General features: G+C 35.6%; 10 protein-coding genes and 1 tRNA gene. 1 reads left to right on the top strand and 10 read right to left on the bottom strand.

Going from position 1 to position 11755, the window contains the following annotated elements; genetic code table 11:
- Positions 1–4: 4 nt before the first annotated feature.
- The 3 genes from OPR24_RS03940 to dapE form a co-directional block, all read right to left on the bottom strand.
- A complete protein-coding gene (locus tag OPR24_RS03940; RefSeq protein WP_264735522.1) occupies positions 5–754 on the bottom strand; it encodes an alpha/beta hydrolase in 750 nt (249 codons plus the stop codon).
- Position 755: 1 nt separating this feature from the next.
- Positions 756–1283, bottom strand: a complete 528-nt coding sequence (locus tag OPR24_RS03945; protein ID WP_265032728.1) for a c-type cytochrome — start codon at positions 1281–1283, stop codon at positions 756–758.
- Between the two features lie 655 nt (positions 1284–1938).
- Positions 1939–3144 (bottom strand): succinyl-diaminopimelate desuccinylase, encoded by a 1206-nt coding sequence (dapE, locus tag OPR24_RS03950; protein WP_265032730.1) that lies wholly within the window; start codon positions 3142–3144, stop codon positions 1939–1941.
- Between the two features lie 42 nt (positions 3145–3186).
- Here dapE and OPR24_RS03955 point away from each other — a divergent pair, with 42 nt between their 5' ends.
- Positions 3187–4524, top strand: a complete 1338-nt coding sequence (locus OPR24_RS03955; RefSeq protein ID WP_265032732.1) for an iron-containing alcohol dehydrogenase — start codon at positions 3187–3189, stop codon at positions 4522–4524.
- A 195-nt stretch (positions 4525–4719) separates the two neighbouring features.
- On the opposite strand, the gene OPR24_RS03960 is transcribed toward OPR24_RS03955, so the two are convergent.
- The 7 genes from OPR24_RS03960 to dnaE form a co-directional block, all read right to left on the bottom strand.
- Positions 4720–4792 (bottom strand) — tRNA-Met (locus tag OPR24_RS03960).
- Positions 4792–6084, bottom strand: a complete 1293-nt coding sequence (purB, locus tag OPR24_RS03965) for an adenylosuccinate lyase (RefSeq protein ID WP_265032734.1) — start codon at positions 6082–6084, stop codon at positions 4792–4794. The genes OPR24_RS03960 and purB overlap by 1 nt, the downstream gene beginning before the upstream one ends.
- Positions 6084–6518, bottom strand: coding sequence for a GNAT family N-acetyltransferase (locus OPR24_RS03970; protein WP_265032735.1), 435 nt, complete (start codon positions 6516–6518; stop codon positions 6084–6086). The genes purB and OPR24_RS03970 overlap by 1 nt, the downstream gene beginning before the upstream one ends.
- 212 nt (positions 6519–6730) lie before the next feature.
- Positions 6731–7276 (bottom strand): 50S ribosomal protein L9, encoded by a 546-nt coding sequence (gene rplI, locus OPR24_RS03975; RefSeq protein ID WP_265032737.1) that lies wholly within the window; start codon positions 7274–7276, stop codon positions 6731–6733.
- 7 nt (positions 7277–7283) lie between these two features.
- The gene (gene rpsR, locus OPR24_RS03980) at positions 7284–7559 is read right to left on the bottom strand and encodes a 30S ribosomal protein S18 (RefSeq protein ID WP_265032739.1); all 276 of its coding nucleotides are present in this window, start codon (positions 7557–7559) and stop codon (positions 7284–7286) included.
- On the bottom strand, positions 7559–8341 hold the full coding sequence (gene rpsF / locus OPR24_RS03985; RefSeq protein WP_265032741.1) for a 30S ribosomal protein S6: 783 nt from the start codon (positions 8339–8341) through the stop codon (positions 7559–7561). The genes rpsR and rpsF overlap by 1 nt, the downstream gene beginning before the upstream one ends.
- 48 nt (positions 8342–8389) lie before the next feature.
- Positions 8390–11719: a DNA polymerase III subunit alpha gene (dnaE, locus tag OPR24_RS03990; RefSeq protein WP_265033998.1), complete on the bottom strand. Its 3330-nt coding sequence runs from the start codon at positions 11717–11719 to the stop codon at positions 8390–8392.
- Between the last annotated feature and the right edge of the window lie 36 nt (positions 11720–11755).

Here is an 11755-nt window from a genome sequence, read left to right on the forward strand (position 1 = left end):
ACGGTTACCTATATGTTTTTGCTGGCAAAAATTCTCTAATGGTCTTAAATAAAACTTTCAGTGAGTGATTGTCAGACATGTTGTGCTCTGCTGATTTCATCAAGTATACTTCAACATCGGTTGACTTAATTTTTTCAGCTAAATTCAATGAAGTTTGATAAGGAACATCTTTATCATTAATGCTATGCAATAAGCGCACAGGACAGTTTATATCTATTGCTTCTCTGTTTAAAAGAAGGTTCTTTCTGCCATCTTCGATCAAATTTTTAGTTATTTTATATGTACAATGCTCTGAAGTAAAATCTATTACACCTTTAGAACCTAGTTCTTCTTTTTGCTTGCCTGACAATTGCTTGAATATCAAATCTTCAGTAAAATCAGGAGCAGACGATATGCCGATTAATGCTGCAATTTTTTCTGGAAATTGAAGGGCAATGAGCAGCATCAGCCATCCTCCCATACTTGAACCTATAATTATTTGTTTATCGCTAGTTAATTCACTTATCACTTTAGCACAATTTTCTTGCCAATCACTTATCGTGTAATCAATAAAATCACCACTTGAATGACCGTGACCAAAATAATCAAATAGCACAAGTGCTATATCGTTTTCTTGGCAAAATTTGTAAATAGCAGTTGCTTTAGTTCCATCCATATTAGATGCAAATCCACCGAAAAAAACTACAGAAGCTTTCTTTCCTTGTAGCTTTCGATATGCTATGTGACCATTATTTCCATCATTACAATAATCCATACTACTTTGGCAAAGCAACCGGGTTATCACTCAATTGACGCAAATAACTAACTAGATCTGCAATTTCTTGTGGATTGGAAATACCTGCAAATGCCATACGCGTACCTTTTATATAGGCTTTTGGGTTCTTTAAGAAAGCAAATAGCTCCTCATACCCCCATTTTCCATCTCTTTCAAGCACTGCTTTTGAGTAATTGAATGAGTTACCAAGATGAGCCTTTTTGTTTCCAACTACGTTCCATAAGTTTGGTCCTACTTTATTCATTCCACCTTTCTCAAAACTATGGCAGGCTATACATTTCTTCGCTGCTGACTTGCCTTTTTCAAAGCTAGCATTCTGCATGAGCGCTCCAATATCGAGCGCCACTTGCTCGATTTTTTGCTGGGACTCATTGTTACCAGCAGCTACTATCGTTTGGTGTTCAATCTTATATTCCTCTGGACTATACAGCATATCAACTACGTTGCTGACTATCATAATGATTAGCCCAGAAAGTAAAATCGATGCTGCAATCTTATTAAGCTCCATAGTTAATTTTTATCAATTAATGTTGCTTAAATTATGCAAATATTTTCGCAAATAGCAACCAATTACCCTGAAGCTCGCTAAATGTGAGAGTCTCTAGCTACAAATATTAAGAAATTTACCAAATAAAAAAAAAGGCAAAAGAAACCCTGGGGTTATTATCCGCTTTAAAATATTGGCGTTTTTTATGTTTTAAACGCTTGACAAGCGAAATTCAGCTGCTTTTAATTGCAACTAACCTACACTGCAAATGTTTAAGAAATTTACTAAGCAGAAAAAAAGACAAAGAATCTCCGAGTTAGCTAGTCTTTTACTATCTCTGTCGAGTATTGGTATTTTTTGATGTCTTGTAACGCTTTATAAGCGCGTTCAGCTTATTTAGATAAAAATCTAGATGTAGATGAAGTTTTGTAAAGACATACAGTATCTATATACTGCAAAAAATTAAACATAAGACGCCGATACATTAAGTAATCCTTACCTTTTAATCTGCAGATTGGCGAAAGCAAATACAATAGCTTCAGTTTCATGATAAGGGGACTGGCGAAGTTTGTCAAGTGGTTTTTGTAGCTCTCATGGTTTTTGGATTCTAACGTCACACGCTGGGATGATACCAGTTGTTACTCAAACAACAGTTATGCAAGAGATCTGATTACATCTAAGCTAACAATGGACCACTAGATATATTACTAACTACGTTGACCTGACTCAATATTTTATTAGTGGGATTGAAATAATTTTCTATAAATTCCTTATATATAGATGTTAATTTGTGTATATCATTTACTAATACGCATTCGTTTATCTGATGTGCGGTTTTGTTGATTATACCAAATTCAATCACTGGACAAACATCTTTGATAAATGCAGCGTCAGATGTGCCACCACTTGTGCTCAGCACAGCATCAATACTGGTAACTTTATTTATCGCATCAAGCATAATATCAGTATTTCTATCAGGAGTAGAGAGGAAAACGTCCCTGCTGCTATGCATAGAAAGTTTATAATCGTTAGTTACACTGGAGCATATTTCATCAATCAGCTTATATAAGCCGTCAGGTGTTTGTGTATCGTTATATCGAATGTTAAAACGTGTAGTTGCTGAACTAGGTATTAGATTGCTAGTATTATTTCCAACATCGATAGTAGTAACTTCGCAATGTGAAGGCTGAAAATATTTATTACCATGATCAAAAGTAGTATTTTTTACCTTACTCAATATCGATATTACCTTATATATTGGATTATCTGCTAGGTCTGGATAGGCAACGTGTCCTTGTTTTCCATGGCAAATTAATTCAAATGTTACAGAACCTCTTCTGCCTATTTTTATGGTATCACCTAATTTCTCACTACTGGTTGGTTCGGCAACTACACAAAAATCTATCTTTTTTTGCTTACTTTTCATCCATTCCAAAACTGCCTTTGTTCCATATTCTTCCGTGCTTTCTTCAGCACTGGTAATCAATGCACTTATCGAACCATTAAATTGAAACTTTTCTGCAATTAAATTTGCCATAGCAGCAATAAATGCAGCTATTCCGCTTTTCATATCAGCTGCTCCTCTTCCATATAGCATTCCATCTCTAACTTCTGGATTAAATGGACCAAATGCCCAATTTTTTAACTGACCCGGTGGTACAACATCAACATGCCCAGCAAAGCACAAATTTGGTACTCCATTTATATATTTCGCATAAAGATTTTTAACTTTAGTTCCATCATCACCAAATTCTAAAATCTCACAGTCAAAGCCACTTTTCTTGAAGATTGTTGCTATATGCTCTATTGCCCCGCCGTCCCTTGGTGTTATACTCTCAAAAGAGATCAATTTCTTAGTTAGCTCTACAGGGTCAATTTTCATGTCAATCTTAAAATACTTATATTGCTATATTGTAAACACTCTATGCACTATTTAAAACAAATATTACAACAAGCCGAACAAACTTTTCTAAGAGAAGTAATAACAGATTACCACCTTGCTGATGATATCTATAAAATATGCACACGACACGGAAATGACATCTTTCTAGTTGCAGATGAAAATACAGCAAAACTTTTAAACAAAAACGTATTTAATAAAATTTCTCACTTAATTATCCCGAGCAATACCATTAGGCCTCTTGCAAAACCTCATATCATTTCGGATGCTCCCTACATTTTATCATCCCAGTCCTCCGAGACTGGGATCCAGGAAAAAAAATCAGCGTCACGCGCTGGAATGACACCAACCATGGGTACTAATCTTTCACTTGCCTCTCTTGAAACCATAAATCTAGTTAGAAACAAAGCAAAAGACAGTGACTTAATAGTTGCATTTGGTAGCGGCACCGTTAACGACATCTGCAAATATGCAAGCTACCTCGAGAAAAAAGATTATATATCGTTCCCAACAGCCGCTTCCATGAATGGATATACATCCGCAAATGCTTCAATATTAGTAAATGGATACAAAAAATCGTTCAAAGCACATCTTCCAAGAGCGATATATATAGATATAGACATACTTACCAATGCACCACTGCGCCTCACATTAAGCGGATTTGCAGATTTCATTTGCCGTTCGACAGTTCAGGCTGACTGGCTACTATCTCATTTGTTGCTTGGCACAGAATACAATGAATTACCTTTTACACTTGTTCGCGATTTGGAGCAAATTTTGCTAAGAGAGTATACGGCGCTTACTAAAGGAAGTAGAAAAGTGGTCCTATTACTTATGGAAGTTCTACTAATTTCAGGACTTGGAATGGTAATATCAAAAGGCAGCTATTCTGCAAGCCAAGGAGAGCATATGTTAGCTCACGCAATGAAAATGGTAACAAGAGATTATTCCTCATTACATGGCGAAAAAATTGCTGTTACGACGATTACCATGGCTAATTTGCAGGAAAAGATATTATCAATACAAAACCCGATTATCAACCCGACCACTTTAGATGTAAAACATATAACTCAGTGCTTTGATAATATCGAATTTGTAAGAACTTTTGAACAGAAGCAAATTATGCAGCAAAAAATCCAAGAGATTATTTGTAAAGAATGGACTAATATTTCCAATTTAATTAAGCAAAATTTACTACCTGCAAAATACCTGCAAAAAATATTTGAAGATCTATCAATTCCGCACTTACCAGAGCACCTCAGTTGGAATAAAGAACAATATTGTAAAGTGGTCGATCTTGCGTTTGCAACAAGAGATAGATTCACCTTTCTTGACTTAGCTAATTGCATAGAAGAAAGTTAAGTTTTGTAGTGAAATTCTGTCATTTAAAGAGATCATAGGCCAAAAGCTAAACCCTTTTCACAATCTCTTATCCATTGTCCTCTAAACTGTACACCTAAGTGGATATACAACTGAACGTAACCATTCCAAGTAGCTGACACTGGGTCGCACTACTTCACCAATAGCACTATCTTGCTAAACATAGTTTAGTTCGAGTGGCTGAGGAGGGACTTGAACCCCCGACCAAGAGATTATGATCCTCCTGCTCTACCAACTGAGCTACTCAGCCTAATTGAAAACCTTGCTATATATGTGACCTACATGCTTTGTATAATATTTCAAATCAAACAAAGATTCAAGTTTTTCCGAGTTAATAACCTTAAGTAAAGGTTTATCTTGTTTCAATTCGGCCAGAAAATCACTGTTGTTTTGTTTCACTTTCATTGCATTGCTCTGAACAATTTGATACGCCTCTTCCCTCGCCAAACCACTATTTACTAACTCAAGCAATACACGCTGTGAGAAAACTAAACCTTTTGAAGAATTTAAGTTCTTTTCAATGTTTTCCTTATTGATTACCAATTTACCTATCAAATCTGTTAATCGCACTAAAGCAAAATCCATTGTTATACAAGCATCAGGAGCAATGCATCTTTCCACAGACGAGTGTGATATATCACGTTCGTGCCACAATGCAACATTTTCTAATGCAGGAAAAACATAACTGCGTATTAAACGTGAGAGTCCCGTCAGATTTTCACTTAAAATAGGATTACATTTGTGTGGCATAGCAGAGCTTCCCTTCTGCCCAATGGAAAAATGCTCAGAAATTTCGCCGATTTCAGTTCTTTGCAAATGACGAATTTCAATTGCAATATTTTCTATTGAGCTTGCAATCACTCCCAAAACCGAAAAGAACATGGCATGTCTATCACGAGGAATGACTTGAGACGATATGGTTTCAGGTATGAGTCCCATTTCTTTCGCTACATACTCTTCAACAAACGGATCAACATTTGCAAAATTACCTACTGCACCTGATATTTTACAAATTGAGATCTCTTTTTGCGCGCTAATTAATCTCTGATAATTGCGTTTAAATTCAGCATAAAATCTAGCAAATTTTAATCCAAGAGTTGTTGGTTCTGCATGCATTCCATGACTGCGCCCAACACAAACAATATCTTTATAGTCCTCAGCTTTTTTTTTCAATACTGCAAGTAAATTTTTTAGATTCCCGAGTAAAATATCACATGACTCTTTCAACTGCACCGCAAGGCATGTATCCAAAACATCAGAACTTGTCATTCCATAGTGGAGATAACGAACATCAACTCCCGCTTTTTCAGCAACATATGTCAGAAAAGCTATAACATCATGTTTTACAATGGATTCAATTTCGTTGATACGTTCAATATCAAATTCAATAGCACCAGAAAGCTTCTGAGCAACACTATTTGGAATCACTCCTAACTCTGCTTGAGCCTCACACGCTAATTTTTCTATTTTGAGCCATATATTAAATTTATTATTTTCCTCCCAAATGGAAGACATTTCTTTTCGGCTATAACGAGGAATCATTAGTGGTCTCCTATTAACAAACTCTTCTTTAGATAGTAGCGTTTGTGGCCTTTAGCAGGGCAATCATCTAAAACAGCAAATATTTCATACCCTAATTTTAGGTAGAAATCAGGTGCCTGAAAGTCAAATGTATTTAAACTAGCAAGGCATGCTCCTTTGAATTTTGCTTCTTCTTCAATCTTTTGCAAAAGCTGCTTGCCGTAACCTTTTTTTCTTTCGCTCTCTTTAACACACAATGTGGATATACTAAGAACATTATCCATAATCAAGCTGCCATAAACACCTGCTACCAACTCATTATCTGAATTTCTAATAACATAACACATATCTTCCGAAGGAGGATTCTTATAACATGGTATTTGTGTGAGATTAAATTCAACAAGTACCTTATCTAGAGATTCTTGCTCTTCTTTACCACCAGGAATGATCTGCACTTCTCTTTTCCTTTAATTATAAATCTTTTTCCCTGTCATTCCAGCAATTCATAGGGTGTCATTCGAGTAGCTGACACTGGAATCCAGATATTTGCAAATTATTCAATGGACAACGGATTCTAGAAGCATAAAATAATGTCCATGATGAAATAAACTGGATTCCAGTGTCAAGCACTGGGATGATAGGAACAGTTGACATATTTTATTCACTCCTATTCGTTATTTGTATCTTCCTGCTCTGCAATTTTACCTTCTTGTTGCTCAGACTTCTGATTTTGCAATTTTACTTGCCTTAGCTCATTTGCATCTGTTTCGGATTTCACGACGTATATAGTAATTGGTACTACTACTTCACTATGTAATTCTACGTTTACTTGGTACTCGCCCAAGTTTTTGATACTTATTCCACCAAAAGATAAACTACGATGATCTATCACATGTCCTTCTTGTAGTAAAACTTTCGCAATTTCACGTGTTGTCACAGAACCAAAAATTTTACCATCCTCTGAAGCTTGCTTTATCAATACCACAAACTTATCATGTAGTGACAATGCAAGCTCTTTTGCTACATTTAATCTTTTTATATTCTCTTTTTCCAGTAATAAACGTTGCTCCTCTAGCTTTGTTAAATTTTCCTTGGTAGCTTTCACCGCTTTTCTTTGTGGAAAAAGAAAATTACGTGCATAACCTGGTTTAACTTTGACAACTTCACCAAGCTTACCTAAAGTCCTTATATTTTCCTTTAAAATTATCAACATAAATTACCTAAACTTTTTTAGTACAGTAAGGAACAAGAGCTAAAAAACGTGCCCTTATGACTGCTAAGCGTAACTTCCTTTGTTTTTTTGCACATATGCCTGTTAACCTTCTAGGTAATATCCTACCATAGTCAGAGGTAAACTTGGATAATAAATCTGTATTCTTATAATCTATGTCTTCATCTTTAGACGCAGCAAGAGGGCAAACTTTAGAACGCCTAAAGCCAGTCCTATTATTTACAGATACGTAAGAATTATTAAAACTATTTCGTCTTTTCATCATTATGTGCTTTGCTCCTCAATTTGTTTATTCATCATATAAGATTTACCTTCAAAAAATTTATCAACCTGCACAGACAAGTGGCGAATAACGTTCTCATTAAGTTTCATTCTACGCACAAATTCATCCAGAATGCTTGCAGTAGAACTTATACACATTATACAATAATGACCGCTCTTCATCTTATTTATTGGATATGCAAAATCCAAAAGACCCCAATGTTCATACTTGATTAATCCTGATGCTTCAATGTTTTCCAAAAGCATTTCCAATGCTTTGCTCGATTGAGTTGGACTGTTTATTCTAAAATCTTTCAAAATATCTTGAAAAATCTTTATTAGATGTTCTGAAATATTTCTCTTCAAAGCATTTACTGCATTATGGATAAACGCACTTTTAGTAATTTGCTCACTGCCTCCTAGAAATTTTGTAAAATCCTGCGTTATTCCTAAATCTTTTAGGTCATCTTTCAACTCTTTATCGATTTTTGACTTCACTTCTTTCAAATTTGAAAGATCTTCTTCCAATTCAACCCATAAAATTTTTGTAAGATCTTCCAAGAAATCAGAGTAAGCAACTAGACCTTCTTTAATGTTTTCAGCACGCGTTTCTAACTCTTGTTTTGTAAGCGTACTATTTTGCCTTTCCATAAGACTCTTGATCTTCTGGAAAATAACATCTGCTTTAATATTTTTCAATGAAACAGCTAGCTCTTGGACCATCTCCTCTACTTCTTGCTGTAACAATCCTTGTTGTGCTATAAAAGTAAATTCATAGAGATTCACTATATCTTCCTTTAATAACGATTAAATACTTCATTATATAAAGCTTTTTTATATAAGCAAGTTATTTGTATTAATTTCTACGCCTTTAATCCAGCTTAAGTTAGATATTTCATAAATAACTTGAGGAGCAATTGAGTATGCACCTGGTAATAAGATGCTCACTTTATGTGTTTCGAGAAGAAGTTTTAGCATTATTTTGGTTCTGCCTTCATCTTTCAATATTGTGTTTAATTCCATAGCGGCTTTTTGCGAATCCGTGCACTCAGTGGTGAGAACTAATTCTTTTATTGTAGAAGTGATTCTTTTTGTAAACTCAGATATATCCTTGCCTGCTAATCTTGTTGTATTTTCCGAAGCTTCAAGATCAATTATCACAAATGTTCCTGGTGAAAATAAATCTCTTTTTCCTTCTATTATTTCATTATTATAAAATGCTATTTCAGAAACGTTATGGGGATCAGAAAGTGTGAGTATAACAAACCTTCCACGCTCTGAAGTTCTCATACGTGCATTTAATATTACCCCAGCAGTTTTTGCTGTTCTATTTTCTCCGATAAACCCAATATTTAACTTTTCCAGAAGAATTCTAAATTTTTCAAGTGGATGATTAGTTAAATAAAATCCTAGTGAAAATAACTCATGCTCTAATTTTTCCTCTTCATCAAAATCTTCCACATTCTCAAATTTCGGTTTGAGGACATCAAGACTACCAAACAAAGCAGCTTGACTTGATTCCCTATCCTGTTTGTTTTTATTTGCAAAGTAAATCAGCATGTCCATTGACTCATATAGCTGCTTTCTGTTCTTATGCACGCTATCGAATGCTCCGGATTTAATCAGGCTTTCTAGCGCTCTCTTATTTATTATATGACCTGAATTTTGAATGAATTCCCATATGTCCTTATAAGCGCTTGAACGTGTGTTCACTATTCCCTCTGCTATAGAAAAACCAACATTCCTCAAGGCAGCAATACCATAACGTATGCACTCACCCTCTATTGAGAATTCAGCTTGAGACTTATTTATATCAGGTGGAAGAACGGTAACGCCACTAAACTTTGCTGCATGATAAAATAAATTCAGTTTATCTCTATCATCAATATTTAGATTCATTAGTGCTGTAAAAAATTCTAATGGATAATTAGCTTTAAGGTAAGCCGTTTGATAAGATATAACCGCATATGCAGCTGCGTGAGATTTATTAAATCCATAACCAGCAAATTTTGCAACAAGGTCAAAGATATAACTTGCCCTGTCATAATCAACGCCATTCTTTGTTGCCCCTTGGATGAAAAGTTCACGTTGTTTATCCATCTCTTCCTTAATTTTCTTACCCATGGCACGTCTCAGCAGATCTGCTTCCGCTAAGCTATACCCGGAAAGAATACGGGCTATTTCCATCACCTGCTCCTGGTAGATTATTACCCCAAATGTTTCTTTTAACACTCCTTCAAGTAACGGATGAATATAATCTGGCTTTTCAAGTCCATGCTTTCTTGCAACATAAGTTGGAATGTTATCCATAGGTCCTGGACGATAAAGGGAAATTAAAGCGATAATATCTTCAATGCAATCTGGCTTTAATTTGATTAAAGCTTCTCTCATTCCCGAACTTTCAAGCTGGAACACTCCAATTGAATCACCGCTAGAGAGCATCTCATAGGTTTTTTGATCATTCAAAGGAACTGAAGAAATATCGATCTTTTTTTCATCACGATTAATTAAACGACATACATGATCTATTAGTGTTAGCGTACCAAGTCCAAGAAAATCAAATTTTATTAGCCCAGCTTTCTCTACATATTTCATGCTGTATTGAGTGATTGGCAGAGCCGAATTTGGATCATAATAGACGGGAACAAAATTTTCTAATTTTTGATCGCATATTACAATTCCAGCAGCATGAGTTGAAACGTGACGATATATTCCTTCGAGCTTTAGTGATATATCAAGAAGCTTTGCAATTACCTCATCACTATCTCGTTCTTTCTGCAGGTTTTGATCAAGCTCTATCGCTTGCGATAAAGTTACAGGATTTACTGGATTAAATGGAACCATTTTAGATATTTTATCCACTTGAGAGTAAGGCATTTGCAATACTCTACCAACATCACGTAATACTGCCCTTGCTTGCAATTTTCCAAAAGTGATTATTTGAGCAACATAACCGTACTTTTTCTGAACATAATCAATAACCAGGTCCCTTTTCTCTTGGCAGAAATCGATATCAAAGTCAGGCATCGATACACGATCAGGATTCAAAAATCTTTCAAATATTAGGCCAAACTTTATTGGGTCAAGGTCTGTAATCTGTAAGCCCCAAGCAACAATTGATCCAGCACCAGAGCCTCTTCCTGGACCAACTGGAATGCCATTTGCTTTGCTCCAACGAATGAAATCAGAAACTATCAAAAAGTAGCCAGCGTAGTTCATCGAAGTTATTACGCTTAGTTCGTAATTCAGCCGATCGTAGTATTGTTTAAGGTCTATATCTGTCTCATTCGCAATGCGGAATTCTAATCCTGCAACTGCCTGCTCCCTCAGTTCTTCATTCTCAGTTTTATTTTCTCGACAAGGAAATTTAGGCAAGATAGGCTGCCTGCTTCTTGGCATGTAAGAGCACCGCTTAGCTATCACTAAAGTGTTATGAATTGCTTCGGGAATGTCGCTGAACAGTTTCTCCATTTCTGCCACAGATTTGAAGTAATGCTCGGTAGTTAACTTCTTTCTGTTATTCTCCAGGGCATAACTCCCCTCCGATATGCACGTTAATATGTCATAAGCCTCATAATCAGACCTATTTGGAAAAAACACATCGTTCGTTGCAACCAGTGGTACATTGCGCTGATAAGCAAAATCTATTAAAGCTTCTTCAAGCTCTAGCTCTTTATTCAGCCCATGACGCTGCAATTCAACATATAAATGACCATCGAATGCTGAAAGCAGTTTTTCAACCGTTTCTTTATCTTGCCCCAACAATAGTTGAGCCAAACATCCACCGGTTAAAGCGATCAGACCCATACTTAAATTCAATAGCTCATCAAAATCAACGTAAGGAATATCGCTGTTATTCTTGCGCTTTTTAAAAGACTCACTCACCAAAGTGACTAAATTAGTGTACCCTTGCTCATTTTTTGCAAGCAATAATATAGGTAAATTTTGTTCTGAATGTTTAACTATAATATTGCATCCTATTATTAGCTGTATTCCCCTACTTGCTGCATATTCTGAAAATTCGAGCGAGCCAAACAAGTTGCCTGAATCAGTAATTGCAACCGCTGGCATTTTATTTCGCAAACAAAGGCCTATCAGCTCCTCAATTTTAACCGAGCTTTCAAGCAGCGAATAAACACTATGAACACGTAAGTGTATGAACATAAAAAACTTTAGATCAACAAAAAAGGATAACATTAA

The organism is Wolbachia endosymbiont (group A) of Sicus ferrugineus, assembly GCF_947251515.1.
Classification (GTDB): domain Bacteria; phylum Pseudomonadota; class Alphaproteobacteria; order Rickettsiales; family Anaplasmataceae; genus Wolbachia.

Excerpts from the sequence above, each read along its gene's own strand:
- OPR24_RS03940 (WP_264735522.1), bottom strand. The coding sequence starts at position 754 with ATGGATTATTGTAATGATGGAAATAATGGTCACATAGCATATCGAAAG.
- OPR24_RS03945 (WP_265032728.1), bottom strand. The coding sequence starts at position 1,283 with ATGGAGCTTAATAAGATTGCAGCATCGATTTTACTTTCTGGGCTAATC.
- dapE (WP_265032730.1), bottom strand. The coding sequence starts at position 3,144 with ATGAAAATTGACCCTGTAGAGCTAACTAAGAAATTGATCTCTTTTGAG.
- OPR24_RS03955 (WP_265032732.1), top strand. The coding sequence starts at position 3,187 with ATGCACTATTTAAAACAAATATTACAACAAGCCGAACAAACTTTTCTA.
- purB (WP_265032734.1), bottom strand. The coding sequence starts at position 6,084 with ATGATTCCTCGTTATAGCCGAAAAGAAATGTCTTCCATTTGGGAGGAA.
- rplI (WP_265032737.1), bottom strand. The coding sequence starts at position 7,276 with ATGTTGATAATTTTAAAGGAAAATATAAGGACTTTAGGTAAGCTTGGT.
- rpsR (WP_265032739.1), bottom strand. The coding sequence starts at position 7,559 with ATGATGAAAAGACGAAATAGTTTTAATAATTCTTACGTATCTGTAAAT.
- dnaE (WP_265033998.1), bottom strand. The coding sequence starts at position 11,719 with ATGTTCATACACTTACGTGTTCATAGTGTTTATTCGCTGCTTGAAAGC.